Below are 25,687 nucleotides of genomic sequence, written 5' to 3'. Positions count from 1 at the left end.
ATCATTTCGTCGTGAAGCAGCTCATCGCGCGGATCGACGACGACCTCCACCGTCGGCTCAAGGAGCGTGCCGCCGAGCAGGACCGCTCCTTGAACGACCTGGTCGCCAGCGTGCTCGCCGCCGCGGTCGAGGACGACGCGCAGTCCTTGCGGCGTCGGATCGACCGTTCCGGCCTGCGGGTCCTGCCGCCCCGGCCGGCCGCGACGCCGGCCAGGCACGACCTGCTCGGTGCCCAGCGTGGGCTGGGAAGCCCGGTGAGCGATGCGCTCGCCGCCGACCGCGACGCCCGCTGATGCTGCGCTATGCCGACACCTCGGCGCTGGTGCGTTGCTACTTCCCCGACGAGCCCGATCACGAGGAGCTGCGCGCCCTGCTGCTCGAGGGATCCGATCCGGTCGTGACGAGCGAGCTGACGCGGGTGGAGCTGGCGAGCGCTGCGCACGCCGCCCACCGGGGCGGCCGGCTGCCGGACCCTGCCGCGCTGCTGGCGGTGGTCGACGCCGACTGCGGCGAGGACGGCCCGATCGCGCTCCTGCGGATGCAGCCCGAGGCCGTGTTCGGGCTCGCCGCCGCACTCGTGGCGCAGCACCCGCTGCGCAGCCTCGATGCCCTGCACCTCGCCGTCGCCCGCACCACGGCAGCCGAGCTGGCGGGGGGAGAACCGGTGGTGCTCGTGACGCGGGACCACCGCCAGGCCGCCGCTGCCGAAGCCCTCGGGATGGCGGTCGAGTAACCCGGGAGACCGCCCGGATCACCGGAGCGCCTCGGCGACCGGCTCCGTCAGATCGTCAGCACGACCTTGCCCTGCACCTCGCCCGCCTCCTGCATCCGGTGGGCCTCCGCGGCCTCGGCGAGCGGCAGGGTGGCCCCGACGTCGATCTGCAGGTGCCCCTCGTCCACCCATTCGGCCAGCCGGGTCAGGTGCTCGCGGTCGGGTCGTACGAACAGGTACTGCCCGCCCAGCTCGAGCACACGGGGATCGACGACCGAGGTGATGCGGAAGCGGTCCCCGACCAGCTCGGGGCTGTCGTCGAGGGCCTGGGCGCCGGCGAGGTCGAGCACGGCGTCCACACCGTCGGGACGCAGCGCCCGTACCCGGTCGACCAGCCCGTCGCCGTAGGTCACGGGAGTGGCGCCCAGCTCGCGCAGCCGCTCGTGGTTGCGCTCGCCGGCCGTCCCGATCACCTCGGCGCCGAGCACGCGCGCGATCTGCACCGCCATCCGCCCGACGCCGCCGGACGCGGCGTGCACGAGCACGGTCTCGCCCGCCCGCACCTCGAGCCTCTCGACGAGCGCCTGGTAGGCGGTGAGGCCGACCAGGGGGAGCGCCCCGGCCTGCTCCCAGGTCGCCGCCGACGGCGCCGGGCCCACCGTGCGCAGCGGCGCGGCCACCAGCTCGGCGTAGGTGCCCCACTGCAGGTGGTCCTGGCGGTTGTAGGCGACGACCTCCTCGCCCGGTCGCACGCCCGTCACCGCGGGCCCGACCCGCTCGACGACCCCGGCCACGTCCCAGCCCGGGATCACCGGGAAGTGCGCCGGGATGAGCGCGTCCAGCCCGCCCTGGCGGACTTTCCGGTCCACCGGGTTCACCGAGGCCGCCTTCGCGCGGATCAGCACCCAGTCCGGGCCGACCTTCGGCTCCGGGAGCTCCATCGGCTCGAGCACCTCGGGGCCGCCGTACTGCCGGTACGCCATCGCCTTCATACCGGCGGCGTACCCGAGCGGCGCGGCGCGACTCATGATCGGCCCGTCCGGCGCACGTCACGCCGGTGTCGTCGGGGGACCGGATTACGCTGGTGCCCATGCTCCGTCGTCTCGACCTGCGCGCCGCACCCCTGCCCCGCACCGCCCGCCTCCGCGGGCTGCTGCCGCGGGCCGAGCAGGACGTCGATGCGGTGCTCCACCAGGTCCGCCCGATCGTCGAGGACGTGCGCGAGCGCGGGGCCGAGGCGGCGTTGGAGCTGGCGGAGAAGTTCGACCGGGTGCGGCCCAGCGCCGTGCGGGTGCCTGCCCAGACCCTGCAGGGCGCGCTGGCCGCGCTCGACGCGGGCGTGCGGGAGGCGCTGGAGACCTCGATCGCGCGCGCCCGGGCCGTGCACGCCGACCAGCGCCGCAGCGACCTCGTCACGCAGGTGGCGCCGGGCGGCACCGTCACCGAGAGGTTCGTGCCGGTGCGGCGCGTGGGTCTCTACGCCCCGGGCGGGCTGGCCGTCTACCCGTCCAGCGTGGTGATGAACGTGGTGCCTGCGCAGGCCGCGGGCGTCGAGTCGATCGTGCTGGCCTCGCCGCCGCAGGCCGAGCACGGCGGGCTGCCGCACCCCACGGTCCTCGCCGCAGCGGCGCTGCTGGGTGTCGAGGAGGTGTGGGCCGTCGGCGGGGCGCAGGCCGTCGCGCTGCTGGCCTACGGCGGCACCGACACCGACGGCTCCGAGCTGGAGCCGGTCGACGTGGTCACCGGTCCGGGCAACATCTACGTCACCGCGGCGAAGCGGCTGCTGCGCGGCCTGATCGGCATCGACGCGGAGGCCGGCACCACCGAGATCGCCGTGCTCGCCGACGACACGGCCGAGCCGGTGCACGTCGCCGTCGACCTCATCAGCCAGGCCGAGCACGACCCGGCCGCGGCGTCGGTGCTGGTCACGACGTCCGCGGAGCTGGCCGACGCCGTCGACCGCGAGCTGGCGGTGCGCGTCGCGGCCACCAAGCACAGCGAGCGCGTCCGCACCGCGTTGAGCGGCCCGCAGTCGGGCACCGTGCTCGTGGACGACGTCGCCGCCGGGCTCACCGTCGTGGACGCCTACGCCGCCGAGCACCTGGAGATCCAGACCCGCGACGCGCGCGAGGTCGGCTTCCGGGTGCGCAACGCGGGAGCGATCTTCATCGGCCCCCACGCACCGGTGTCGCTCGGCGACTACTGCGCCGGCTCCAACCACGTGCTGCCCACCGGCGGGTGCGCGCGGCACTCGGGGGGCCTGTCGGTGCAGACGTTCCTGCGCGGCGTGCACGTCGTGGAGTACACCGAAGACGCGCTGCGGGAGGTGGCCGACCAGGTCGTCACGCTCGCGGGCGCCGAGGATCTGCCGGCGCACGGCGAGGCTGTCACAGCGAGGTTCGCCCGATGACCGCGGTGCAGAACGCGGTCGGTGACGAGGTCACCCTCGACGATCTCCCGCTGCGCGAGGACCTGCGCGGCCGCAGCCCCTACGGCGCCCCGCAGCTGGACGTCGCGGTGCGGCTCAACACCAACGAGAACCCGTACCCGCCGCCACCGGAGCTGGTCGCCGACGTCACGAAGGCCGTGCAGGCGGTGGCAGGGGAGCTGCACCGCTACCCGGACCGCAACGCGGTCGGGCTGCGCACGGACCTCGCCGCGTACCTGTCGGAGTCCACCGGCGTGCCGCTGTCCTGCGCCAACGTCTGGTGCGCCAACGGCTCCAACGAGATCCTGCAGCAGCTCATGCAGGCGTTCGGCGGGCCGGGCCGCATGGCCGTCGGGTTCGAGCCCTCGTACTCGATGCACCCCATCATCGCCTCCGGCACGCGCACCGAGTGGCTGCCGGCGCCGCGCCGGTCGGATTTCTCGCTCGACGTGCGCGAAGCCGCGTCCGTGCTGCGTGAACAGGGCCCCGACCTGACGTTCCTCACCAGCCCGAACAACCCCACCGGGCAGAGCATCGAGCCCGACGAGCTGGCCGTGCTCGTCGACGCCGCGCCCGGGCTCGTGGTCGTCGACGAGGCCTACGCCGAGTTCTCCGACCGGCCCAGCGCCATCTCCCTGCTCGCCACGCACGGCCACAAGCTCGTGGTGTGCCGCACGATGAGCAAGGCGTTCGCGTTCGCCGGCGGGCGGCTGGGCTACCTCGCCGCGGCGCCCGCCGTGGTCGACGCTCTCCAGCTGGTGCGGCTGCCCTACCACCTGTCCGCGCCCACCCAGGCCGCGGCGCGCGCCGCCCTGCGCCACGCCGACGCCACGCTCGGGTCGGTGGCGCTGCTGCGCGCCGAGCGCGACCGCGTGATGCCGGCCCTGGCCGCCGCGGGCTACTCCGTGGTGCCCAGCGACGCCAACTTCGTGCTGTTCGGCCGCTTCGCCGACGCACCGCGCGCCTGGCGCGCCTTCCTCGACCGCGGGGTGCTGATCCGCGACGTCGGGATCGCAGAACACCTGCGTGTCACGATCGGCACGCCGGAGGAGAACGACGCGTTCCTGCAGATCGCAGTCGACGTGGCGGACAAGGAGTTGATGTGAGCGAGCGCCAGCGAGCGAACCATCAGCACAGTGCCTGCGCGAAGCGCCGGCCGAGCGTTAGCGAGGCCGTGCGATGAGCCGGACCGGGCGCGTCGAGCGCGTCACCAAGGAGTCGAAGGTGCTCGTCGAGATCGACCTCGACGGCTCCGGCACCACCGAGATCAGCACCGGCGTCCCGTTCTACGACCACATGCTCGACGCGTTCGGCAAGCACGGCGCGTTCGACCTCACCGTCCGCGCCGCGGGTGACGTCGAGATCGACGTGCACCACACGGTCGAGGACGTCGCGATCGTGCTCGGGCAGGCGATCCGGCAGGCGCTGGGCGACAAGAAGGGCATCCGCCGCTTCGGCGACGCCTGGATCCCGATGGACGAGGCGCTCGCGCAGGCCGTCGTCGACGTCTCCGGGCGCCCCTACACCGTGCACACCGGTGAGCCGGACGTCATGCGGGGCTTCGTCGTCGGCGGGCACTACCCCACGGTGCTCAACCGGCACGTGTTCGAGTCGCTGGCCTTCCACGGCCACCTCGCGCTGCACGTGCGGGTGCTCGACGGGCGCGACCCGCACCACGTCACCGAGGCCGAGTTCAAGGCGATCGCCCGCGCCCTGCGTGCGGCCGTGGAGCCGGACGCGCGGCTCACCGGGATCGCGTCGACGAAGGGCACGCTCTGACTCTCCCCGGTGACAACCACGTCCACACCGAGTGGTCCTGGGACGCCGTCGAGGGCGCGATGGACGCCACCTGCGCCCGGGCCGAGCAGCTGCGGCTGCCTTCGGTGGCGTTCACCGAGCACGCCGACCTGACCCCGTGGGTGGTGCGGCCCGGTGACGCCATGCCCGAGGTGCTCGGGCGCTGGCTGCGTCCCGACGGCCGGGTGGCGCCGCGCCCGCTCGACGTCGAGGGCTACCTGGCCTGCCTGCAGCGCTGCCGCGAGCGCTACCCGGAGCTGCGGATCCTGTCCGGTGTCGAGCTGTCGGAACCGCACTGGCACGCGGAGCAGACGGAGGCGCTGCTCGCCCGCGGGCAGTTCCACCGCGTGCTCGGGTCGGTGCACTCGGTCGGCGGGCGCGACGAGCCGCGCCTGGTCGACCACGCGATGGGCGACACCGCGGCCGCCGACGTCGTGCGCTCCTACCTGGCCGAGGCCGTCGTGATGGCGGCCTCGGACGCGCCGTTCCAGGTGCTCGCCCACATCGACTACCCCGTACGGCACTGGCCCGCCGACGCGGGGCCGTTCCGTCCGGCGGACTTCGAGGACGCGTTCCGCGAGGTGCTGACCGTGCTCGCGGCGAGCGGGCGCGCCCTGGAGATCAACACTCGGGTGCCGCTCGCGCCCGAGCTGGTGCAGTGGTGGGTGGATGCCGGGGGTGACGCGGTCTCGTTCGGCAGCGACGCGCACCGGCCCCGTGACCTGGCCAACCGGTTCGCCGACGCCGCGCAGGTGGCGCTGGACTGCGGGTTCCGGGCCGCTGGGGCGGCGGGGGAGCTGTGGTCACGCGGCGTCCGGTCCGTGCCGGGGACGGGTGGCGGGCGCCGGCTGTCGTGACGGGTCTGCGGGCGCTCTCCGGCCGGTGGCCGTTCCGAGAGGCAAGTGCCGGTGGTCGGAGCGATGTTGACGCGCGGGTCACTCTGATCAAGGCCGCGCGGACCCCGTGAGAAGCACGTTGGTGCGGTCGGGACAGCAACGGCGTGCGGCTCGGGGCCGATCAGCCCGCCTGTCACCCGTCTGCTGCTTGGTCGCCCGCTGCGAGGCACGACGTACCCTGGAGGCGTGTCGAGGATCGTTGTGCTGGACTACGGATCGGGCAACCTGCGTTCCGCGGAACGCGCGCTGCAGCGTGTGGGTGCCGACGTCACGGTCACGGCTGATCCGCACGCCGCGTTGGAGGCCGACGGCCTCGTCGTTCCGGGCGTGGGCGCCTTCGCCGCCTGCATGCGCGGGCTCGCCGAGGTCGACGGCCCGCGGCTGATCGAGCGCCGGCTGGCCGGCGGCCGTCCCGTGCTGGGCATCTGCGTGGGGATGCAGGTGCTGTTCGACCTGGGCGTCGAGTGGGGCGAGCGCACCGCGGGGTGCGGGCAGTGGCCCGGCACGGTGGAGGGGCTCAAGGCCGACGTGCTGCCGCACATGGGCTGGAACACCGTGCGCGCCCCGGCCGGCTCCACGCTCTTCGCCGGCCTCGACGCCGACGAGCGCTTCTACTTCGTGCACTCGTTCGCCGTGCGGCGCTGGGAGCTGGAGGAATCCGACGTCCTGAAGCCGCCCCTCGTCACGTGGGCCCACCACGGCGAGGACTTCGTCGCGGCGGTCGAGAACGGCCCGCTGGCGGCCACCCAGTTCCACCCGGAGAAGTCCGGCGATGCCGGCGCCATGGTGCTGCGGAACTGGCTGCGCGACGTCGTGGGGTGATCCTCCCCCGCCGCGCGGCACCTTCGTCGGCTGGTGCCGCGGCTGCAGATCGTGATCATCGGCCTGGGCGCGCGTCGGAGGGCGTTGCCGCAGTTCTCGTTTCCGGGGGCGCAGTCCCTGGTCCCCGGGGCTGCCTCCCACTCCGGGCATCCGCGTGGCGGAGTCATGATCGCGGGTATCGGTTGGCTATGGCTGTCCGAGCAGCGATGGGCAACCGAAACTTCGGATCATGCGCGTCGGCGGCCTTGATCAGCGAAAGTGGTTCCAGAACAGCAGATCTGCGGCTCTGGGACCGCTCCTGGCGATCATGACACCGAGCCGGCGTGCGAGACGTACGTGAGCCCGGTCGCGAGGACCTTGCGGTGCGACTCGCTCCGCGGCGACGAGAGTGCCGTTCGTCGCTGGGGGGTGTTGCCGAGCTAGGCTCGTCAGGTGAGTTTTACGTTGCTTCCCGCTGTTGACGTGGCCGACGGCCAGGCCGTCCGCCTGGTGCAGGGCGAGGCCGGCACCGAGACCGGTTACGGCGCCCCCCGCGAGGCGGCGATGGCCTGGCAGCGCGACGGCGCGGAGTGGATCCACCTCGTCGACCTGGACGCGGCGTTCGGCCGCGGGTCCAACGCCGAGCTGCTCGCCGAGGTCGTCGGGGAGCTGGACGTCGCCGTGGAGCTCTCCGGCGGCATCCGCGACGACGCGTCCCTCGAGCGCGCGCTGGGCACCGGCTGCGCCCGCGTGAACCTGGGCACCGCGGCGCTGGAGGACCCGCAGTGGTGCGCGGCGGCGATCGCGCGGCACGGCGAGCGGATCGCGGTCGGGCTCGACGTCCGCATCGTCGAGGGGCAGCACCGCCTCGCCGCCCGCGGCTGGACGCGCGACGGCGGCGACCTGTGGGAGGTCCTGGAGCGGCTGGACCGCGACGGGTGCGCCCGCTACGTCGTCACCGACGTCAGCAAGGACGGCATGCTGCGCGGCCCGAACCTGGACCTGATGCGTGAGGTCGCGGCCGCCACGAAGGCCCCGGTGATCGCCTCCGGAGGTATTTCGGAGGTGGCCGACCTCGTGGCGCTGGCCGAGCTGGCGGCAACCGGCGTCAACGTGGAGGGCTCGATCGTCGGCAAGGCGCTCTACGCGGGCCGGTTCACCCTGCCCGAGGCCCTCGACGCCGTGCGCGCGGTGCGGCCCGCGGGACGGGCGGCCGGCTGATGGGGGTTGCGGTCCGCGTCATCCCCTGCCTGGACGTCGACGCCGGGCGCGTCGTCAAGGGCGTCAACTTCACCGACCTGCGCGATGCGGGCGACCCGGTGGAGATGGCCCGCGTCTACGACGCCGAGGGCGCCGACGAGCTGACGTTCCTCGACGTCACCGCGTCGTCGGGGGAGCGGGCCACCATGCTCGACGTCGTCCGGCGCACCGCCGAGCAGGTGTTCATCCCGCTCACGGTCGGCGGTGGCGTCCGCAGCACCGACGACGTCGACACGCTGTTGCGGGCGGGCGCCGACAAGGTCGGCATCAACACCGCGGCGATCCTGCGCCCGGAGCTGCTGCACGAGGCGAGCCGCCGGTTCGGGGCGCAGTGCATCGTGCTGTCGGTCGACGCGCGGAAGGTCCCCGAGGGCGGCGAGCCCACGGCGTCGGGCTGGGAGGTCACCACCCACGGCGGGCGCCGCGGCACCGGTATCGACGCCGTCGACTGGGCCGCGCGCGGCGCGGAGCTGGGCGTGGGGGAGATCCTGCTCAACTCGATGGACGCCGACGGCACCCGGGCAGGCTTCGACCTGGAGATGATCGCGGCGGTGCGCGCCCGGGTGGACGTCCCGGTGATCGCGAGCGGCGGCGCGGGCGCGGTCGAGCACTTCCCGCCGGCGATCCGCGCCGGTGCCGATGCCGTGCTCGCCGCGAGCGTCTTCCACTTCGGGCAGCTGCGGATCAAGGACGTCAAGGACGGCCTGCGGGCCGCGGACGTGGAGGTGCGGTGATGGCGCGGGTGGCGGAGTCCGCGCTCGACCCCGGGATCGCCGCACGGCTCAAGCGCAACCCGGACGGGCTCGTGTGCGCGGTCGTCCAACAGCGCGGCACCGGCGAGGTGCTGATGGTCGCGTGGATGGACGACGAGGCGCTGCACCGCACCCTCACCACCGGCCGGGCCACGTACTGGTCGCGTTCCCGCGAGGAGTACTGGGTGAAGGGCGCGACCTCGGGCAACGTCCAGGACGTGCACGAGGTGCGGCTGGACTGCGACGGCGACGCCGTGCTCGTCGTCGTCGACCAGACCGGGGCCGCCTGCCACACGGGCACCCGCACCTGCTTCGACGCCGACGTCCTGCTCGCCGGCCGCTGACCCGCACCGGGAGCGCGACTCCCGTACGCCCAGACCCCGACTCGCGGGGGTGGGGGGCCACCCACGTGCGCGAGTCGGGGGTGGGGGCCCCACCCCCGCGAGTCGGGGTCCGGGCGCGTGCGAGTCGCGCTCGGTGGGCGTCGCGGCCCGGCCGCCCCCACACCGGTCGGGCCGCGACGCCGTCGCTACCCGCGCCGGTGCTCCCCGGAACCGACGAGGGCGAGCATCCCGGCCACGGCGAGGGCGAACCCGCCGAGCAGGCCGGTGACCTGGGCCGCCCCGGCTGCGGGCGAGCCACCCGCGTACGAGGAGGCGGTCATCGCGATGACCACGGTGTAGAGGCCCCAGGCGAACATCGCCGCGGTGCCCGTCCAGGCGGCCGCGGTGGCCGCCCACCGCGACGTCGGCCGGGACCGGGCGAGCACCACCACGCCGGCGGCGCCGGCCACCGCGAGAGCGGCGTTGACCGCCTCGACGCCCAGCGTCACCACGGAGCCCGTGCCCAGCCCGGTCACGAGGTGCAGCACCGCGCTGCAGCCGGCCATGACGCACCCGCCTGCGACGATCACGCGCAGGAGCGGCACGAGCGCGGGTGGCAGGGGCGAGGCCGCGGCCACCACGCCGGACCAGCGACGCACGACGTGCGCGCCGAACGCGGCCATGAGGAAGACGCCCTGCCAGGCGAACCCGCCGTAGACCAGCGGCTGCAGCCACGGTTCGAAGACCTCGGGTGCCGGGGTGCCGGACAGCACCTCGACGACGGTGGCCGGGAGGACCGACACCACCATCGGGACGAGGAAGCCGGTCCCGACCCAGACCGGCAGCAGCACCAGCCAGGCCGGCAGCCGCTCGCCCCAGCGGGAGGTGAGGGCGAAGACGAGCCCGATCACCAGGAGGTCCATCGCGAACGTGACGGCGTTGGCGACCACGATCACCGGGTCGGAGAGGAACGCCGGTTCGCGGACGCCGATCGTGCTCCCCGAGAGCCAGAGGAGCTTGAGGACCAGGTAGGGCAGGGTTCCCGCGGCCGCGAGCCAGCCGAGTGCCCGCACACCGACCGGGACGGGAGTGCGCAGCTGCAGGGCGGCGCCGGAAGTGGTCATGGCGACCACCCTCGCGTCGCGACACCGTGCAGCCATCCCGCCGCGGGACGATCCCGCTCCCCCGCGCGGGGGAGGGGCGCGGCGGGTGGGCTCTGCGACGATCGGCGGCGTGCCCCGCCCGCTCCGGCGCTTCCTCGCCCCGCTCACCGACGGGCTCACCTACCGCCGGTTCGTGCACCTGCTGCTCGGTGCCGTGATCCTCCTGCCGTACCTGGGGCTGGCTGCGCTGATCACCGCCACGGTGACGAACGGCGGCCTCGACACGTTCGGGGCCGTCCTCGTCCTGGTGCCGGCCGGGGTGATCGCGTTCGGCGTCGCCCTCGTGCCCGGCGTGCGGGCCCTGGAGATCACCGCGGCCCGCGCGCTGCTCGGCGCGACCGTGCCGGAGCCGGACCCGGCAACGGCGGACAGCTGGCCCGCCCGCCGCCGCGCCGCGGGCTGGCTGCTGCTCAACGCGGCCGCGGGCGCGGTCACGGCGCTCGTGACGCTCACCGTCGTGCCGACCACGATCGGCTTCGTGTTCGCGCCGTGGCTCGTGCTGGAGCCGTTCCCGACCGGTGGCCGGGCCTGGTGGCTGCCGCCGGTGGGCGTGGCGCTCCCGGTCCTGCTGCTGCACGCGGGGTCGGCGGCCGGGGCGGCGCTGGCGCGGCTGGCGCCCCGGGTGCTCGGGCCCTCGCCCACCGAGAGGATGGCCGTCGAGCTCGCCGAGGCGCATGCCGCGGAGCACGCGCTGGCCGAGCGCAACCGCCTGGCCCGGGAGCTGCACGACTCGGTGGGTCATGCGCTCACCATCACCACCCTGCAGGCCGGCGCGGCGGCGCGCGTGCTGGACACCGACCCCGCGTTCGTGGCGAAGGCGCTCGACGCGATCGCCGAGGCGGGCCGCTCCGCGCTCGCCGACCTGGACCACGTGCTGGGGCTGCTGCGCGGCGGGGACGACGGCGACGGCGTCCGCGACCCGCAGCCCGATCTCGACGACCTCGACGCGCTGGTCGACGGTGCCCGCTCCGCGGGAGTTCCGGTCGACCTGCACCGCGACGGCGCGACCGACGCGGTGCCGCGCGCGGTGTCGCGCGAGGCGTACCGGATCGTGCAGGAGGGCCTGACGAACGCGTTGCGCCACGCCGGCCCGGTGCCGGTGGCCGTCCGGGTCGCGGTGCGCGACGACGCCGTGGAGCTGGAGCTGACCAACCCGCTCGGCGGCGCCGGCCCGGCGCGTACGGGGGGTGGCCGCGGCCTCGCGGGAATGCGCGAGCGGGTCATGGTGCTGCGCGGCGAGCTCAGTGCCGGCGCCGCCGGGGACCGGTGGCGGGTGGCCGCACGGCTGCCGCTGACGCCGGACGCGACGGATGCCGGGATGATGTCGCGATGATCGGCGTACTGCTGGTGGACGACGAGGAGCTGGTCCGGGCCGGGCTGAAGGTGATCCTCGACGCCGAGCCGGACATCGAGGTGCGGGGCGAGGCCGCCGACGGCGCCGAGGTGCCCGGGCTCGTGCGCCGGTTCACACCCGACGTCGTGCTGATGGACGTGCGAATGCCCGCCGTGGACGGCATCACCGCCACCCGGCACCTGGTCACGTCCGTGCCGCAGCCACCCCGCGTGCTCGTGCTCACGACGTTCGGCAACGACGGCTACGTCTACGAGGCCCTGCAGGCGGGCGCCACCGGCTTCCTGCTCAAGCGCTCCCGGCCGGCCGAGATCGTGCAGGCGGTGCGCACGGTGGCGCAGGGGGAGTCGCTGCTGTTCCCGGCGGCGGTGCGCGACCTCGTCGCCACCCGTGGCGGGTCCGGTGGGGACGCCCTGCGCAGCGCGGGCCTGACCGAGCGCGAGGGCGAGGTGCTGCGGTGGATGGCCCGGGGCCTGTCCAACGCCGAGATCGCGCGGGAGCTGGTGCTGGGCGTCGAGACGGTCAAGACCCACGTGGGCAACGTGCTCGCCAAGGTCGGTGCCCGTGACCGCACCCAGGCCGTGGTGGCCGCCTACGAGTCCGGCTTCATCGACCCCCGCCGCCCGTGAGCGACCGGCGGTAGCCCGGGCCTTCCCCGCGCCGTGTCGGTCAGGTTAGCCTCGCCTCATGAGTGCGTTGGCGGCCACCGTCGAGCGGCTGCGCGGGCTGCGCCCGGCGTACCCGGACACCTACGCCGTGCGGATCGGGGTGCCCCCGGAGCCGGGGTGGCGGTCGCTGCCCGAGGCCGCCGAGGACGTCGCGCACTGGTGTGCGCGAGCGCGGGAGCAGGACAACCCGGGCAGGCTCGCGTCCGTGGCCGCCACCTCGGTGGCCGGCACGCTCGTGCACGCCGTGCTGGGCCGGGTCAGCGCCGCGATCCTCCTGGAGCGCCGCGCGTGGGACGTCCGGCCCGGGCGGCTGTGGGTGCACCCGGACACCGGCCAGGTGGCGGTGCGGGACGCGTCGCTGCTCGTGCTGCCCGACGACGCGGCGGCGGGCGACCCGGGCGTCGAGGTCGTGGCCGACACCGCCGCGCTGCTCGACCGGGTGGCCGGGGCGGCCGTCGCGACCCTGGGCCCGCTGCTGGACGCCGTGCGCGCCGCCACCCGCTACGGCCTCGTGCCCCTGTGGAACGGTGTCGCCGACGCCGCCCGCGGCGCCGCGACCTACGTGCCGCTGTACGCGGGCACCGACCGCGAGGCCTCGGCCGAGCTCGGCGCCGCGCTGGTGGACGCCCTCACTGCGCACGGGGCGCGCATCCGCCACCGCGGCGGCACCGAATCGGTGCAGCGGGGCGCCGACACCTTCGCGGTGCCGGTGCGCGCCGCCTGCTGCCTGTACTACAAGACCGAGCCGCAGGTGGAGCGCGCGTCCGACGCGTACTGCATGACCTGCCCGTTCCTCTGTTCCCCGGACCGCCGAGAGCGGTTCGCCACGTTCGTGGACGGGCTCGCGCCCGCCGCCGTCACGGCAGGGTCCCCGTGAGGTAGCGCTGCAGGTTCGGCGCCACCGCGGACACGATCGTGGCGTGGTCGGCGGAGGCGAGCGGCTCCACCTTCAGCACGTAGCGCACGAACGCGAGCCCGAACATCTGCGTGCCGCACAGGCTCGCCCGCAGCTCGGGGCGGTCCGGCGCCACGCCCCGCACGACGCTGTTCACCAGCACCCGACCGATGAACTCGCGCAGCAGGCCCGCGGCGACGTCATGGCTGGCGATGCTCTGCAGCAGCGCCGCGAACTGCGCCCCGCCGGTGCTGTCCCAGACGTACAGGAGCTGGCAGAGGATCCGCTCGGCCAGGTGCTCGGGGTCGCCGGCGAGCGCCTCTCCGAGGATCGCGGCCGGGTCGGCCGGCAGGTTCAGGGCGGAGACGAACAGCCCCTCCTTCCCCCCGAACCAGTGGTTGACCATCGCGGGGTCCACGCCCGCGCGCTCCGCGATCACGCGCACGGTGGCGCCGTCGTAGCCGCGCTCGGCGAAGACGACGCGGGCCGCGTCCAGCAGCGACGTCCGCGTGTCGGCGCCGCCGGGCCGGCGCCCGCGGCGGCGTGGTGCGGTGTTCTCGTCGGCTGCGGCCACGTCTCCCATTCTCCCGGTCCCTGGCTGAGAATCCGGTGTGTGGGTGTCGGCAGCGGCGTGGCGGAACACCCGGCGGGTCGCCGCGGCCCCGTGCCGCACAATGGCGCCATGACCGTCACCGCGCCTGCCGGCGCTCTCGGCGCTGCGTCGAGTGGCGCCCTCGGCGACGTCACCCCCAGCCGCGAGCAGTTCCGCGCGTTGGCCGCCGGGCACCGGGTGATCCCGGTGACCCGGCGGCTGCTCGCCGACGACGAGACCCCTGTCGGGGTCTACCGCAAGCTGGCCGGTGACCGGCCCGGCACGTTCCTGTTCGAGACGGCGGAGAACGGGCGGTCCTGGTCGCGGTGGTCGTTCGTGGGCGCGCGCAGCAGGGCCACCCTGAGCGCGGTGGACGGTGCGCTGGTCTGGACCGGCGAGGTACCGGTGGGCCTGCCCACGACCGGTGACCCGCTCGTGGCCCTGCGGCAGGTCGTCGACGAGCTGCGCAGCGAGCGGCTGCCCGGGTTGCCGCCGCTGACCGGGGGCATGGTCGGCTACCTCGCCTACGACGCGGTGCGCCGCCTGGAGCGGCTGCCCGAGCTGACCGAGGACGACCTGCGCGTGCCCGAGCTGGTGATGCTGCTGGCCACCGACCTCGCCGCGGTCGACCACCACGAGGGCACGATCACGCTGATCGCCAACGCCATCAACTGGGACGCGAGCGACGAGCGGGTGGACGAGGCCTACGACGACGCGGTCGCCCGGCTGGACCGGATGACCGCCGACCTGGCCGCGCCGTCGGCGTCGACGGTGGCGGTCTACCGGCCCGCCCAGCCCGAGTTCACGCGCCGCCGTTCGTCGGCCCAGCACCACGCCGCCATCGAGGAGGCCAAGGAGCAGATCCGCGCGGGTGAGGCGTTCCAGGTGGTGCTGTCGCAGCGGTTCGAGGCCGAGTGCGAGGCGGATGCGCTCGACGTCTACCGGGTGCTGCGCGCCACCAACCCGAGCCCGTACCTCTACCTGCTGCGCCTCGAGTCGGTGGACGGGGAGCGGTTCGACATCGTCGGCTCGAGCCCCGAGGCGCTGGTCACGGTGCGGGACGGCCGGGCCACCACGCACCCGATCGCCGGCACGCGGTGGCGCGGGGAGACCGAGGAGGAGGACCTGCTCCTGGAGAAGGAGCTGCGCACCGACGAGAAGGAGCGCGCCGAGCACGTCATGCTCGTCGACCTGGGCCGCAACGACCTGGGGCGGGTGTGCGAGCCGGGCACGGTGAAGGTGCACAGCTTCTTCTCGGTGGAGCGCTACAGCCACGTCATGCACCTCGTCTCCACGGTCACCGGCGTGCTGCGCGGCGACTGCACCGCGTTCGACGCCGTCACCGCCTGTTTCCCGGCGGGAACGCTGTCCGGGGCGCCCAAGCCGCGGGCGATGGCGATCATCGAGGAGCTGGAGCCGACGCGCCGCGGGCTGTACGGCGGGATCGTCGGCTACCTCGACTTCGCCGGCGACGCGGACACCGCGATCGCGATCCGCACGGCGCTGATCCGCGACGGGGTGGCCTACGTGCAGGCGGGGGGCGGCATCGTGGCGGATTCCGACCCGGTCGCCGAGGACACCGAGTGCCTGAACAAGGCGAAGGCGGTGCTGTCGGCGGTGGCGACCGCGGGGACGCTTGCGGAGCCGCGCGAGGGGGCGGGAGCCGGGTCGGCCGAGTCGCTGGCCGCGCGGCCGGGGGTGGCCCCGTCGGCGTCCAGCACCCCGCGGTGACCGGGCGCACCCGGCCGCGGGCGCTCGTGACGGCGTGCGCGGGCCTCGCGCTGGCGGCCGGCCTGCTGTGGATCGGCAGCACGGCGGTCTGGTACCGCGTCCTGCCGGCCGGCGGCGCTCCCGTGGCGCTGACGGGCGCGCAGGTCGCGCCGTGGCTGGGTGGCGTGGCGCTGCTGGCGCTGGCGGGGATCGCGGGTCTGGTGGCCAGCGGCGGCGTGCTGCGCCGTGTGGTGGGCGGATTGCTGGCGCTGGCCGGCCTCGGTGTGCTCGTGTTCGCGGTGCCGGCGCTGGTCACGGACCCCTACGCCTCGGATGCGCCCGCGTCGGCGCTCCCGCAGCCACCGCACGGTTCCACCGTGGACGAGCTGCGCCACCAGCCCACGCAACGTTCGCCCGCGCCGCTGCTCCCGGCCGCGGCCGGCGGGTTGCTGCTGGGGGTGGGGGTGCTGGTCGCGGTCCGCGAACGGAGCCTGCCGAGGCTCGGGTCGCGCTACGCGGCGCCGGGGGAGCGGCGGGTCGACCAGGACCCGGACCGCGCCGCCTGGCAGGCTCTGGACGCCGGGCTCGACCCCACCGCGGACCCCCCTGAAGGTCCGTCGCCGGGCAGGGGGGACGATCCTGGGGACGGGCCGCGGAACGCCGCTGTCTAGCATGATTCGCGCCCGGCCCTATCCGGAGAGGGGGACAGCTGCCATGGCGAACGGCGGAGCGAGTGTCCTCGATTCCATCGTGGACGGTGTCAGGGCCGATCTCGCGGTGCGTGAGGCAGAGGTCGACTTCGCGGAGATCAAGCGGCGGGCGGCGGCGGCCGCGCCCCCGCGGGACGTGATGGCCGCGCTGCGCGCGCCGGGCATCGGCGTGATCGCGGAGGTGAAGCGGCGCAGCCCGTCGAAGGGCGACCTGGCGGTGATCGGCGACCCGGCCGAACTGGCGGCGTCCTACGCCGAGGGCGGGGCGCGGGTGATCAGCGTGCTCACCGAGCAGCGCCGGTTCGGCGGGTCGCTGGCCGACCTGGCGGCCGTGCGCGCGGTGGTCGACGTGCCGGTGCTGCGCAAGGACTTCGTGGTCAGCCCGTACCAGGTGCACGAGGCGCGGGCGTACGGCGCCGACCTGGTGCTGCTGATCGTCGCCGCGCTGGAGCAGAACGTGCTCGACGCGCTGCTCGACCGCGTCGAGTCGCTCGGGATGACCGCGCTGGTCGAGGTGCACACCGAGGAGGAGGCCGACCGCGCGCTGGAGGCGGGCGCGCGGCTGATCGGTGTCAACGCGCGCGACCTGCACACGCTCGAGGTCGATCGCACGGTCTTCGGGCGGCTCGCGCCGGGCCTGCCCAACGACGTGCTGCGGGTGGCCGAGTCGGGCGTCCGCGGCCCCGGTGACCTGCTCACCTACGCCGGATGGGGCGCCGACGCGGTGCTGGTCGGCGAGGGGCTCGTCACCAGTGGCGACCCGGGCGGAGCGGTGCGCAGCCTGGTGGCTGCAGGCTTCCATCCGTCGTGCTCCAGAATGGTGCGGTGACCACCAGCAAGGCCAGCGACGGGATCGAGACCCCGTCCGGACACGAACCGGACGCACGGGGCCACTTCGGGCGCTACGGCGGCCGGTTCGTACCGGAGGCGCTGATCGCGGCGCTCGACGAACTGGAGACCGCCTACGACAAGGCGCGCGGCGACCGGGAGTTCCTCGACGAGCTCGACCGGCTGCACCGCGACTACTCGGGGCGCCCGTCCCCGCTCACCGACGTGCCGAAGCTGGGTGAGCACGCCGGAGGCGCGCGCATCCTGCTCAAGCGCGAGGATCTCAACCACACCGGCTCACACAAGATCAACAACGTGTTGGGTCAGGCGCTGCTCACCAAGCGGATGGGCAAGACCCGGGTGATCGCCGAGACCGGCGCGGGGCAGCACGGCGTGGCCACGGCCACCGCCTGCGCGCTGCTCGGCCTCGAGTGCGTGGTCTACATGGGTGAGGTCGACACCGAGCGGCAGGCCCTCAACGTCGCCCGGATGCGCCTGCTCGGCGCGCAGGTGGTGCCGGTGAAGACGGGCTCCCGCACCCTGAAGGACGCGATCAACGAAGCGCTGCGCGACTGGGTCGCCAACGTCGACGAGACGCACTACCTGCTCGGCACGGCCGCCGGGCCGCACCCGTTCCCGGTGATGGTGCGCGACTTCCACCGGATCATCGGCCTGGAGGCGCGCGAGCAGGTGCTGGAGCGCACCGGGCGGCTGCCCGACGCGGTGGTCGCGTGCGTCGGCGGGGGCTCGAACGCGATCGGGATCTTCCACGCCTTCCTCGACGACCCCGGCGTGCGGCTGGTCGGATTCGAGCCCGGAGGCGACGGCATCGAGACCGGCCGGCACGGCGCCACGCTCACCGAGGGCTCGCCGGGCGCCCTGCACGGAGCGCTGTCCTACCTGCTGCAGGACGAGGACGGGCAGACCGCGGAGTCGCACTCGATCTCCGCGGGCCTGGACTACCCGGGCGTCGGGCCCGAGCACTCGCTGCTCAAGGACCTCGGCCGGGCCGAGTACCGGCCGGTCACCGACGCCGAGGCGATGGACGCGTTCGCGCTGCTGTCGCGCACCGAGGGGATCATCCCGGCGATCGAGTCCGCCCACGCCGTGGCCGGCGCGCTGCGGCTGGGTCGCGAGCTCGGGCCGGACGCGGTGATCGTCGTGAACCTGTCCGGTCGTGGGGACAAGGACGTCGACACCGCGGCGAAGTGGTTCGGCATGATCGCCGACGACGAGAGCGCCGAGGAGGCCAGCGGCACCGCCATCGCGGAGGCCTCGCTCGCCGGCCCGGGTGCGGACGCGCCCGAGGACCGGCCCAGTGGAGTGACGGAGGAGTCGCAGTGAGCGAGCTCGCGAGCGGACCATCAGCACAGCGTGCGATGGGTGGCGTGCAGGAGATCTTCGCGTCCGCGAAGGCGGAGGGTCGGGGTGCGCTCGTCGGCTACCTGCCCGCCGGCTACCCGACCGTCGACGGCTCGGTGGAGCTGCTCACCGCGATGAGCGAGGGCGGCTGCGACCTGCTCGAGGTCGGTATCCCGTACTCGGACCCCGTGATGGACGGGCCCACGGTCCAGGCCGCCGCCGACACCGCGCTCCGTGCCGGGTTCCGGCTGCGCGACGTGTTCTCGGTCGTCGAGCGGGTCAGCGCCGCGGGCGGCCGGGCGGTCGTGATGACCTACTTCAACCCGGTGCTGCACTACGGCGTCGACGCGTTCGCCCGCGACCTCGCCGCGGCCGGCGGGCTCGGCCTGATCACGCCGGACCTGATCCCCGACGAGGCCGACGAGTGGCTCGCCGCCTCCGACGCGCACGGTCTGGATCGCATCTTCCTGGTCGCCCCGTCCTCCACCGAGGAGCGCATCGCGGCCACGGCCGAGGCCACCCGCGGCTTCCTCTACGCCACGTCGACGATGGGCGTCACCGGGGCGCGGGACGCCGTCGCGAGCGCCGCCCCGGCCCTCGTGGCCCGTTGCCGCGCCCACACCGACCTGCCGCTCGGCGTCGGGATCGGGGTGCGCTCGGGCGACCAGGCCGCCGAGATCGCCGGGTACGCCGACGGTGTGATCGTCGGGTCGGCGTTCGTGGCGGCGGCCGAGGCCGCCGGTGCGGACGGGGTGCGCCGGCTCGCCGGCGAGCTCGCGGAGGGCGTCCGGCGGATCGCCGCTCCCGCCTGACGCCTCCGGCCCGCCCGCACCGAGGGCGCGACTCGCCGACGTCGAGACCCCGACTCGCGGGGTTTCCCCGCGAGTCGGGGTCTGAATGCGGGCGAGTCGGGGTCGACCGCCCCCGTCCTCGCGCGGAGGTGGCGCTACCGTGGCGTCGTGAGTCCTGCCGTCGTCACCGTGCTGGCGAACATCCCGAGTCCGGACCGCGGTGTCTGGATGCTCGGGCCCATCCCGATCCGGGCCTACGCGCTCTGCATCATCGCCGGAATCATCGTGGCGGTGCTCTGGGGCGAGCGGCGGTTCACCGCGCGCGGCGGGCAACCGGGCACGGTCACCGACGTCGCGGTGTTCGCGGTGCCGTTCGGCCTGGTCGGCGGCCGGCTCTACCACGTGCTCACCGACTGGCAGACCTACTTCGGCCCCGGCGGCGACCCGTGGGGGGCGCTGCGGATCTGGCAGGGGGGCCTGGGGATCTGGGGCGCGGTCGCGCTCGGCGCGGTCGGCGCGTGGATCGGCTGCCGGCGCCGCGGGGTACCGCTGGGAGCCTTCGCCGACGCCGTGGCGCCCGGGATCGTGGTGGCCCAGGCGATCGGGCGGCTGGGCAACTGGTTCAACCAGGAGCTGTACGGCGCCCCCACCACGCTGCCGTGGGGCCTGGAGATCTACGAGCGGGTCGACCCGGACACCGGGCTGGCGGACGCGCTCGGCGGCGTCGCGGTGAACCACACGCCCCTCGAGGTCGTGCACCCCACGTTCCTGTACGAGCTGCTGTGGAACCTCGCCGTCGCCGGGTTGGTGGTCTGGGCCGACCGCCGGTTCCGGCTGGGCCACGGCCGCGCGTTCGCCGTCTACGTCGCGGGCTACACGGCCGGCAGGTTCTTCATCGAGCAGATGCGCACCGACTACGCCACCCGCGTCTTCGGCGACATCCGCATCAACGTCGTGGTCTCCGTGGTCGTGTTCGTGGGTGCGGTGCTCTACATCGCGCTGGTTCGCAAGCCGCGGGAAGTGCTCGAGCCGCCCGCCGACGAGAAGGCGGCGGCGCCCGAGCCCGCCCCGTCCGGCACGGGGGACAGCGAGCCGGAAGAGCCCGCCGAGGCCGATGCCGGCGCGCACCGCCCGCCCTCGGGAGACCGCAGCACGTGACGTTCACCGGCTTCGGTGACGGCGCCGTCGAGTTCTACGACGGGCTCATCGCCGACAACTCCAAGGCCTACTGGACCGACCAGCGTGCGGTCTACGAGGCCGACGTTCGCGCACCGATGCTGGCGCTGCTCGCCGCGCTGGAGCCCGAGTTCGGCCCCGGGAAGGTCTTCCGGCCCTATCGCGACGTCCGCTTCTCCCACGACAAGACCCCGTACAAGACCCACTGCGGGGCCACCGCGGGGCCGTTCTACGTGGAGGTCGGCGCCGACGGGCTGATGGCCGCGGGCGGGTACTACCGGATGGCACCCGACCAGGTCACCCGGTACCGCGCGGTCGTCGACGACGAGCGCCGCGGCAGCGACCTGGAGAAGCGGCTCGCCGCGCTCAGCGCCGACGGGCTGAGCCTGGCGGGGGAGACCCTGCGCACCCGCCCGCGCGGGTACGACGCCGACCACCCCCGCATCGACCTGCTGCGACACAAGGGCCTCTACGCCTGGCGCGGCTGGGAACCCGACGACGTGCTGCACGAGCCGGGGGCGCAGGAGCGCGTGGCGCGGACGTGGCGGGCGCTGCGGCCGCTCGTCGAGTGGCTCGCCGACCACGTGGGGCCCAGCGAGCTACCGCGGCGGTAGCGGATTCACCCGCTGCCCACCGGGGGTTGGCGTCATCGATGCGAGATTTAAGGCAAACCTCAACCTGATCGTTTCAGTAGCCGCGCTAGACTGCCTCGCGTGAGCCGACGTACCAAGATCGTCTGCACCATCGGTCCCGCGACCGCATCGCCGGACCGTATCCGCGAGCTCGTGCAGGCAGGCATGGACGTCGCCCGCCTGAACTTCAGCCACGGCAACCGCGACGACCACAAGCGCGTGTACGAGATGGTCCGCAACGCCGCCGATTCCGAGGGCCGTGCCGTCGGCATCATGGGCGACCTCCAGGGCCCCAAGATCCGGCTGGGCCGCTTCGCCACGGGCCCCGTCGAGTGGCACACCGGGGAGGAGGTGCGGATCACCGTCGAGGATGTCGCAGGCACCCACGACCGCGTCTCCACCACCTACGCCGGGCTCGCCAACGACGCGCGGCCCGACGACCGGCTGCTCGTCGACGACGGGAAGGTCGGCCTGCGTGTCGTCGGCGTCGACGGTCTCGACGTCGTCTGCCGCGTCACCGAGGGCGGCCCCGTGAGCGACAACAAGGGCCTCTCCCTGCCCGGGATGAACGTCTCGGTGCCGGCGCTGACCGACAAGGACTGCTCCGACCTCGAGTTCGCCCTCGACCTGCGCGTCGACACGGTCGCGCTGTCGTTCGTGCGCAGCCCGGCCGACATCGACATCGTCCACAAGATCATGGACAGTCGCGGCGGACGGCTGCCGGTCATCGCCAAGTTGGAGAAGCCCGAGGCGGTCGACAACCTCGAGGCCATCGTCCTCGCGTTCGACGGCGTGATGGTCGCCCGCGGCGACCTCGGCGTCGAGCTGCCGCTGGAGCACGTTCCGCTGGTGCAGAAGCGCGCCATCCAGATCGCGCGCGAGAACGCCAAGCCGGTCATCGTCGCCACCCAGATGCTCGAGTCGATGATCTCCAACTCCCGCCCCACGCGGGCGGAGGCGTCCGACGTCGCAAACGCCGTGCTGGACGGCGCCGACTGCGTGATGCTGTCCGGCGAGACCAGCGTGGGCCGGTACCCGATCAAGTCGGTCAGCACGATGGCCCAGATCATCGAGGCCGTCGAGGACGGGTCGGTGGCCGTCCCGCCGCTCAACCACGTGCCGCGCACCAAGCGCGGTGTGCTGTCCTACGCCGCACGCGACATCGGCGAGCGGCTCTCCGCCCGCGCGCTGGTGGCGTTCACGCAGTCCGGCGACACCGTGCGGCGGCTCGCCCGCCTGCACACCCGGCTGCCGCTGCTCGCGTTCACCCCGGCCGCCGAGGTGCGCAGCCAGCTCTCGATGAGCTGGGGGGTGGAGACGTTCCTCGTCGACTCCGTCGACTCCACCGACGCGATGGTCCGCCAGGTCGACCACGCGATGCTGTCGATCGACCGCTTCCACCCCGGCGACCTCGTCGTGATCGTCGCCGGATCCCCTCCCGGCACCGTCGGCTCCACCAACCTCATCCGGGTCCACCGCCTGGGTGAGGAGGACCACGCCTGACCGATCGCGGGCCGGCGGGGGTCAGCCGCGCAGCAGCACCGGCAGTGCCGTCAGCCTGCTGCCCTGCATGCCCCGGTCGGTCCGTCGCAGGTCGGCGTAGGGGACGGCCAATCGGGCCCGGGGGAAGTCGGTCACCAGCACCTCTGCCACGGCGCGCAGCTCCAGCTGAGCGAGCTGCGCGCCCACGCAGAAGTGCGGCCCGGCACCGAACGTCAGGTCCGGCCCGCCGGCCGGACCCGGAGCGGTGTTGATGACCGCGATGTCGACGAGCACCGGCGCGCGCTCCGGCAGCCGCACCCCGCTCAGCTCGAGCGCGGTGCGCGTGAACCGCCACAGCGTGAAGGGTGCGGGCGGGTGGCGGCGCAGGCCGTCGGTGACGAGGCCGTCGATCGCGTCCGCGCCGATCGGGCCGTCGGCGAGCACCCGGGCGAGCAGGAACCCGAGCGCGGCGTCCGTGGTGATCTGGCTGGCGAAGATCAGCCCGAACAGCAGGTAATGCAGTTCCCGGTCGTCGACCCCCTCGGGAACGCGCTCGCGCAGCTCCACCGCCATGCCGTCGCCACTCGCCAGCGCCGCCTCGGCCAGCTCCGAGAAGGCCGCCATCGCGGCCGCGAACGCTGCGGGGTCCTCGCCGTTCAACTGCCGGCACGCCGCGATCGCCTGGTCGACGCGGTCGTCGGGCACCCCGAGCAGCTCGCAGATCACGGCGAGCGGGAACCGGGTGGTGAACTCGTCCATCAGGTCGACCGGTCCGGGCGCCTGCGCCGTGAGCAGTTCGCGCGCGATGGACCCGATGCGCCCTGCGTAGCCCTGCACGCGCCGCGCCGAGAGCAACGGTGTGTGAGCCCGGCGCAGCGCGGTGTGCGCGGGCCCGTCGAGCGTGGTGAGTGACAGCTGCTCCGCGGCCGTGGGCTCGAGGCCCGCCGCCCAGCGGTTCCAGGAGCGCGGCGCCCAGGCAGGGTCCTTCACCAGCCGATCGTCGGCGAGGGCCTGCCGCGCGAGCGCTTCCTCCGTGATGATCCAGACCGGTCCCCCTGCGGGCGCCTCGGCTTGGACGATCGGCCCGGCCGCCCGCAGCGTGGCGGCGTTGCCGGGCTCGTCGAGAGGGCGGACGGCCACGGCGAAGGGGTCGACGGGAGCGAGTGGTGCGGAGGACATTTCTGCGGCTCCTCAGATAGCTAGGCTGCCTAGCTACCGTAGCATGGCCGGGTGGCCGACGAGACCGAGACGAGGGAACGCCGCCGCTGGCAGGCGGCGGAGCCGACCTGGGCGCTGTGGGAGGTCATGCGCGCGGCCGAAGATGCGGGGCACGTGCTCGCCCGGCGGCTGGGACTGCCCGACAACGACGTGCGCGCGATGAGCCTGCTCGTCGATTCCGAGGACCCTCTCGGCCCCGTCGAGCTGGGGAACCGGCTCGGAATGCGCTCGGCCTCGGCCACCGAGTTGGTCGACCGGCTCGAAGCCGCGGGGCACGTCCGGCGCGCGCCGCACCCGCGCGATCGGCGCCGGGTCGTCGTCGAGGTCACCGAATCGGGCCGGCACGCCATCCTGACGGAGCTCGGCCCGCTGCTTGCCCGCTTCGACCGGGTCGCGGAGGGGTTGGGCGCCGAGGGCAGCGCCACGGTGGTGGCCTACCTGCGCGCGATCGCGGGGGAGCAGCGGGCGTTCGGCGCGCAGGAGGAGGCACGTCCGTGATCGGCGAACGGGTGCGGGAACGGCCGGATCCGGCCGCGCCTGCACCCAACCGACGATCATGCGGACGCGAGCGGCCATGACCGTCGGTCGGGTCTTCCCGTCCCTCGATCACCGCGCGGGCACGCTCGGCGGCGTGGGGCAGTGGTGGTGCCGGACCAGGCGGCGAGTACGTCCTGAGAGGATGCGGCGGTGACCCGCCCGCCCGCTCCCGAGACTGCATCCGACGGCGTCCCGCACGGCCAGGCCGTCCTGGACGGGCTGGTGCAGCTGCTCGACCTCGAGCAGCTCGAGGTCAACCTCTTCCGCGGGGTGAGCCCGCCGCAGAGCCCCACGCGGGTGTTCGGCGGGCAGGTGGCGGGCCAGGCCCTCGTCGCCGCGGGTCGCACCGTGCCCGAGGACCGCCTCGTCCACTCCTTGCACGCCTACTTCATCCGGCCCGGCGACCCCCGCGTGCCGATCGTGTACGAGTCCGAGCGCGTGCGCGACGGGCGCTCGTTCACCACGCGCCGGGTCCTCGCGATCCAGCACGGTGAGGCGATCTTCTCGCTCTCGGCGTCGTTCCAGCAGCCCCAGGACGGGCTGGAGCACAGCGAACCCGCGCCCACGGACGTGCCTGCCCCCGACGAGCTGCCGACGATCAGCGAGCGGATCGCCCGCGGCGACGACGCGGGCTGGCACGCCCGCGCCCCGCGACCGATCGACATGCGGTTCGTCGACGAGCCCGTCTGGTCCTCCACGCGCACCGGCGGCTCCGACGAGCCGTCGCGGGTGTGGATGCGCGCCGACGGCTCGCTGCCCGACGACCAGCTCCTGCACGTCTGCCTGCTGACCTACGCCAGCGACATGACGCTGCTGGGCTCGGTCGTCGCTCGCCACGACCTCGCAGGCGAGTCCCTGCAGATGGCGAGCCTGGACCACGCGATGTGGTTCCACCGCCCCTTCCGCGCGGACGAGTGGCTGCTCTACACCTGCTACTCGCCCACCGCCTCCGGCTCGCGCGGGCTGGCGACGGGCAAGTTCACCACGCAGGACGGCCGGCTCGTGGCCACCACCGTCCAGGAGGGCCTGGTCCGGCTGCCGCGCAAGCGCTGACCGGCCGGCGGCCACGAACCTTCACCGGCCATGCAGCAACCGGCCCTCGGCCGGCGCCCCCTTCTGCCCTGACACCACTCGTCGACGGGGTGCGCGGCGCGAAGCGGGGGACGGGGTGCGCGCACCTCGACTCCGGCGTCGTAGGGCGGGTTGCGGTGGGCGCGCCGTTCCCGGCTCGGGACTTCGTGCCCCACTTCCGCCCGGGTCTGACGCGCAGTGGGTCCGGTGCCGAGCCCGACCTCGGCGCCGAGAGTGGCTGGGTTGGGCTCGACCCACGAATATTGTGTTCGTCCGGGTGGCCGTCCCCGACCTGGCCCAGGCCTGTTCCGGACGAGTCCGTCGCGGCCGGGTGAGGCTCGTCTGGCTGTGGTGCCGTTCTCGAGCCCCTTTCGACGACGGTCTTGATCAGCGGGTCAGGGGCATGAGCCGTATCGGGGGTGCGTTGACCGCGGCCACGAGAAAATTCCCGGAGACGGCCACGAAGCTGCCCGCTGGCGGACATGAAAGCTGCCCGCTGACGGTCATGGGATCTGCCCGACACGACGTCGTC

General features: G+C 74.2%; 27 protein-coding genes. 23 read left to right on the top strand and 4 right to left on the bottom strand.

What is annotated here, in order from left to right; genetic code table 11:
* Positions 1-11: 11 nt before the first annotated feature.
* Positions 12-293, top strand: coding sequence for a toxin-antitoxin system HicB family antitoxin (locus CFP66_RS41780; RefSeq protein WP_094930912.1), 282 nt, complete (start codon positions 12-14; stop codon positions 291-293).
* Entirely contained in the window at positions 293-733 is a 441-nt protein-coding gene (locus CFP66_RS41775; RefSeq protein WP_094930911.1) for a type II toxin-antitoxin system VapC family toxin, read from the top strand. The genes CFP66_RS41780 and CFP66_RS41775 overlap by 1 nt, the downstream gene beginning before the upstream one ends.
* 47 nt (positions 734-780) lie before the next feature.
* Here CFP66_RS41775 and CFP66_RS41770 read toward each other — a convergent pair whose 3' ends face one another.
* Positions 781-1,740, bottom strand: coding sequence for an NADP-dependent oxidoreductase (locus tag CFP66_RS41770; protein WP_233160160.1), 960 nt, complete (start codon positions 1,738-1,740; stop codon positions 781-783).
* Between the two features lie 62 nt (positions 1,741-1,802).
* On the opposite strand from CFP66_RS41770, the gene hisD reads away from it, so the two are divergent.
* The 8 genes from hisD to hisI all read left to right on the top strand — a co-directional run bounded on the left by hisD (position 1,803) and on the right by hisI (position 8,990).
* On the top strand, positions 1,803-3,122 hold the full coding sequence (gene hisD / locus CFP66_RS41765; protein WP_094930910.1) for a histidinol dehydrogenase: 1,320 nt from the start codon (positions 1,803-1,805) through the stop codon (positions 3,120-3,122).
* Positions 3,119-4,246, top strand: a complete 1,128-nt coding sequence (locus CFP66_RS41760; protein ID WP_094930909.1) for a histidinol-phosphate transaminase — start codon at positions 3,119-3,121, stop codon at positions 4,244-4,246. Before hisD ends, CFP66_RS41760 begins: the two co-directional genes overlap by 4 nt.
* Positions 4,247-4,319: 73 nt before the next feature.
* Positions 4,320-4,919 carry an imidazoleglycerol-phosphate dehydratase HisB gene (gene hisB, locus CFP66_RS41755; protein ID WP_094930908.1) on the top strand — a complete coding sequence of 200 codons (600 nt, stop codon included), beginning with the start codon at positions 4,320-4,322 and terminating at the stop codon, positions 4,917-4,919.
* Positions 4,916-5,794: a PHP domain-containing protein gene (locus CFP66_RS41750; protein WP_094930907.1), complete on the top strand. Its 879-nt coding sequence runs from the start codon at positions 4,916-4,918 to the stop codon at positions 5,792-5,794. Before hisB ends, CFP66_RS41750 begins: the two co-directional genes overlap by 4 nt.
* A gap of 225 nt (positions 5,795-6,019) precedes the next feature.
* On the top strand, positions 6,020-6,655 hold the full coding sequence (gene hisH, locus CFP66_RS41745) for an imidazole glycerol phosphate synthase subunit HisH (protein ID WP_094930906.1): 636 nt from the start codon (positions 6,020-6,022) through the stop codon (positions 6,653-6,655).
* Positions 6,656-7,087: 432 nt separating this feature from the next.
* Complete coding sequence (priA, locus tag CFP66_RS41740) at positions 7,088-7,855, top strand: bifunctional 1-(5-phosphoribosyl)-5-((5-phosphoribosylamino)methylideneamino)imidazole-4-carboxamide isomerase/phosphoribosylanthranilate isomerase PriA (protein WP_094930905.1); 768 nt, start codon at positions 7,088-7,090, stop codon at positions 7,853-7,855.
* Positions 7,855-8,628 carry an imidazole glycerol phosphate synthase subunit HisF gene (gene hisF, locus CFP66_RS41735; protein WP_094930904.1) on the top strand — a complete coding sequence of 258 codons (774 nt, stop codon included), beginning with the start codon at positions 7,855-7,857 and terminating at the stop codon, positions 8,626-8,628. Before priA ends, hisF begins: the two co-directional genes overlap by 1 nt.
* Entirely contained in the window at positions 8,628-8,990 is a 363-nt protein-coding gene (gene hisI, locus CFP66_RS41730) for a phosphoribosyl-AMP cyclohydrolase (RefSeq protein WP_094930903.1), read from the top strand. The genes hisF and hisI overlap by 1 nt, the downstream gene beginning before the upstream one ends.
* A gap of 185 nt (positions 8,991-9,175) precedes the next feature.
* Here hisI and CFP66_RS41725 read toward each other — a convergent pair whose 3' ends face one another.
* The gene (locus tag CFP66_RS41725) at positions 9,176-10,093 is read right to left on the bottom strand and encodes a hypothetical protein (RefSeq protein WP_143517577.1); all 918 of its coding nucleotides are present in this window, start codon (positions 10,091-10,093) and stop codon (positions 9,176-9,178) included.
* Between the two features lie 109 nt (positions 10,094-10,202).
* Between CFP66_RS41725 and CFP66_RS41720 the strand changes: the two genes are divergently transcribed.
* From CFP66_RS41720 to CFP66_RS41710, 3 genes are read left to right on the top strand one after another with little or no spacing between them, the layout of a single operon-like run.
* Positions 10,203-11,465: a sensor histidine kinase gene (locus tag CFP66_RS41720; protein ID WP_233160158.1), complete on the top strand. Its 1,263-nt coding sequence runs from the start codon at positions 10,203-10,205 to the stop codon at positions 11,463-11,465.
* Positions 11,462-12,112 carry a response regulator transcription factor gene (locus CFP66_RS41715; RefSeq protein WP_094930900.1) on the top strand — a complete coding sequence of 217 codons (651 nt, stop codon included), beginning with the start codon at positions 11,462-11,464 and terminating at the stop codon, positions 12,110-12,112. Before CFP66_RS41720 ends, CFP66_RS41715 begins: the two co-directional genes overlap by 4 nt.
* 58 nt (positions 12,113-12,170) lie before the next feature.
* The gene (locus CFP66_RS41710; protein ID WP_094930899.1) at positions 12,171-13,028 is read left to right on the top strand and encodes a hypothetical protein; all 858 of its coding nucleotides are present in this window, start codon (positions 12,171-12,173) and stop codon (positions 13,026-13,028) included.
* On the opposite strand, the gene CFP66_RS41705 is transcribed toward CFP66_RS41710, so the two are convergent.
* On the bottom strand, positions 13,009-13,629 hold the full coding sequence (locus CFP66_RS41705; protein ID WP_094930898.1) for a TetR/AcrR family transcriptional regulator: 621 nt from the start codon (positions 13,627-13,629) through the stop codon (positions 13,009-13,011). The genes CFP66_RS41710 and CFP66_RS41705 overlap by 20 nt on opposite strands.
* Positions 13,630-13,728: 99 nt before the next feature.
* On the opposite strand from CFP66_RS41705, the gene CFP66_RS41700 reads away from it, so the two are divergent.
* From CFP66_RS41700 to pyk, 8 genes are all read left to right on the top strand, one after another.
* Complete coding sequence (locus CFP66_RS41700) at positions 13,729-15,369, top strand: anthranilate synthase component I (RefSeq protein ID WP_094930966.1); 1,641 nt, start codon at positions 13,729-13,731, stop codon at positions 15,367-15,369.
* Positions 15,366-16,019 (top strand): Trp biosynthesis-associated membrane protein, encoded by a 654-nt coding sequence (locus CFP66_RS41695; RefSeq protein ID WP_158228428.1) that lies wholly within the window; start codon positions 15,366-15,368, stop codon positions 16,017-16,019. The genes CFP66_RS41700 and CFP66_RS41695 overlap by 4 nt, the downstream gene beginning before the upstream one ends.
* A 43-nt stretch (positions 16,020-16,062) precedes the next feature.
* Positions 16,063-16,887 carry an indole-3-glycerol phosphate synthase TrpC gene (gene trpC / locus CFP66_RS41690; protein WP_094930896.1) on the top strand — a complete coding sequence of 275 codons (825 nt, stop codon included), beginning with the start codon at positions 16,063-16,065 and terminating at the stop codon, positions 16,885-16,887.
* The gene (gene trpB, locus CFP66_RS41685; protein WP_198962042.1) at positions 16,884-18,230 is read left to right on the top strand and encodes a tryptophan synthase subunit beta; all 1,347 of its coding nucleotides are present in this window, start codon (positions 16,884-16,886) and stop codon (positions 18,228-18,230) included. Before trpC ends, trpB begins: the two co-directional genes overlap by 4 nt.
* Before the next feature lie 35 nt (positions 18,231-18,265).
* Positions 18,266-19,060, top strand: coding sequence for a tryptophan synthase subunit alpha (trpA, locus tag CFP66_RS41680; protein ID WP_094930895.1), 795 nt, complete (start codon positions 18,266-18,268; stop codon positions 19,058-19,060).
* A 207-nt stretch (positions 19,061-19,267) separates the two neighbouring features.
* The gene (gene lgt / locus CFP66_RS41675) at positions 19,268-20,197 is read left to right on the top strand and encodes a prolipoprotein diacylglyceryl transferase (RefSeq protein ID WP_233160164.1); all 930 of its coding nucleotides are present in this window, start codon (positions 19,268-19,270) and stop codon (positions 20,195-20,197) included.
* A complete protein-coding gene (locus CFP66_RS41670; RefSeq protein WP_094930893.1) occupies positions 20,194-20,829 on the top strand; it encodes a DUF2461 domain-containing protein in 636 nt (211 codons plus the stop codon). The genes lgt and CFP66_RS41670 overlap by 4 nt, the downstream gene beginning before the upstream one ends.
* Positions 20,830-20,928: 99 nt before the next feature.
* Positions 20,929-22,350, top strand: a complete 1,422-nt coding sequence (gene pyk, locus CFP66_RS41665) for a pyruvate kinase (RefSeq protein ID WP_094930892.1) — start codon at positions 20,929-20,931, stop codon at positions 22,348-22,350.
* Between the two features lie 21 nt (positions 22,351-22,371).
* Here pyk and CFP66_RS41660 read toward each other — a convergent pair whose 3' ends face one another.
* Complete coding sequence (locus CFP66_RS41660) at positions 22,372-23,508, bottom strand: cytochrome P450 (RefSeq protein WP_094930891.1); 1,137 nt, start codon at positions 23,506-23,508, stop codon at positions 22,372-22,374.
* 51 nt (positions 23,509-23,559) lie between these two features.
* Here CFP66_RS41660 and CFP66_RS41655 point away from each other — a divergent pair, with 51 nt between their 5' ends.
* Positions 23,560-24,045, top strand: coding sequence for a MarR family winged helix-turn-helix transcriptional regulator (locus CFP66_RS41655; protein WP_198962033.1), 486 nt, complete (start codon positions 23,560-23,562; stop codon positions 24,043-24,045).
* Positions 24,046-24,234: 189 nt separating this feature from the next.
* A complete protein-coding gene (tesB, locus tag CFP66_RS41650) occupies positions 24,235-25,137 on the top strand; it encodes an acyl-CoA thioesterase II (protein ID WP_094930890.1) in 903 nt (300 codons plus the stop codon).
* Positions 25,138-25,687: the final 550 nt, after the last annotated feature.

Source organism: Pseudonocardia sp. MH-G8 (assembly GCF_002262885.1).
Taxonomy (GTDB): Bacteria; Actinomycetota; Actinomycetes; order Mycobacteriales; family Pseudonocardiaceae; genus Pseudonocardia.
Note: the sequence above shows the minus strand (reverse complement) of the source record. Positions and strands in the feature narration are given on the sequence as shown.

What these genes read in the sequence shown, in the direction of transcription:
- trpA (WP_094930895.1), top strand. Translation starts at nt 18,266, where the DNA reads ATGGGTGGCGTGCAGGAGATCTTCGCGTCCGCGAAGGCGGAGGGTCGG.
- CFP66_RS41760 (WP_094930909.1), top strand. Translation starts at nt 3,119, where the DNA reads ATGACCGCGGTGCAGAACGCGGTCGGTGACGAGGTCACCCTCGACGAT.
- hisF (WP_094930904.1), top strand. Translation starts at nt 7,855, where the DNA reads ATGGGGGTTGCGGTCCGCGTCATCCCCTGCCTGGACGTCGACGCCGGG.
- CFP66_RS41710 (WP_094930899.1), top strand. Translation starts at nt 12,171, where the DNA reads ATGAGTGCGTTGGCGGCCACCGTCGAGCGGCTGCGCGGGCTGCGCCCG.
- hisD (WP_094930910.1), top strand. Translation starts at nt 1,803, where the DNA reads ATGCTCCGTCGTCTCGACCTGCGCGCCGCACCCCTGCCCCGCACCGCC.
- CFP66_RS41715 (WP_094930900.1), top strand. Translation starts at nt 11,462, where the DNA reads ATGATCGGCGTACTGCTGGTGGACGACGAGGAGCTGGTCCGGGCCGGG.
- CFP66_RS41775 (WP_094930911.1), top strand. Translation starts at nt 293, where the DNA reads ATGCTGCGCTATGCCGACACCTCGGCGCTGGTGCGTTGCTACTTCCCC.
- CFP66_RS41725 (WP_143517577.1), bottom strand. Translation starts at nt 10,093, where the DNA reads ATGACCACTTCCGGCGCCGCCCTGCAGCTGCGCACTCCCGTCCCGGTC.
- hisB (WP_094930908.1), top strand. Translation starts at nt 4,320, where the DNA reads ATGAGCCGGACCGGGCGCGTCGAGCGCGTCACCAAGGAGTCGAAGGTG.
- lgt (WP_233160164.1), top strand. Translation starts at nt 19,268, where the DNA reads ATGCTCGGGCCCATCCCGATCCGGGCCTACGCGCTCTGCATCATCGCC.
- CFP66_RS41705 (WP_094930898.1), bottom strand. Translation starts at nt 13,629, where the DNA reads ATGGGAGACGTGGCCGCAGCCGACGAGAACACCGCACCACGCCGCCGC.
- trpC (WP_094930896.1), top strand. Translation starts at nt 16,063, where the DNA reads ATGGCGAACGGCGGAGCGAGTGTCCTCGATTCCATCGTGGACGGTGTC.
- CFP66_RS41770 (WP_233160160.1), bottom strand. Translation starts at nt 1,740, where the DNA reads ATGAGTCGCGCCGCGCCGCTCGGGTACGCCGCCGGTATGAAGGCGATG.
- hisI (WP_094930903.1), top strand. Translation starts at nt 8,628, where the DNA reads ATGGCGCGGGTGGCGGAGTCCGCGCTCGACCCCGGGATCGCCGCACGG.
- CFP66_RS41660 (WP_094930891.1), bottom strand. Translation starts at nt 23,508, where the DNA reads ATGTCCTCCGCACCACTCGCTCCCGTCGACCCCTTCGCCGTGGCCGTC.
- CFP66_RS41700 (WP_094930966.1), top strand. Translation starts at nt 13,729, where the DNA reads ATGACCGTCACCGCGCCTGCCGGCGCTCTCGGCGCTGCGTCGAGTGGC.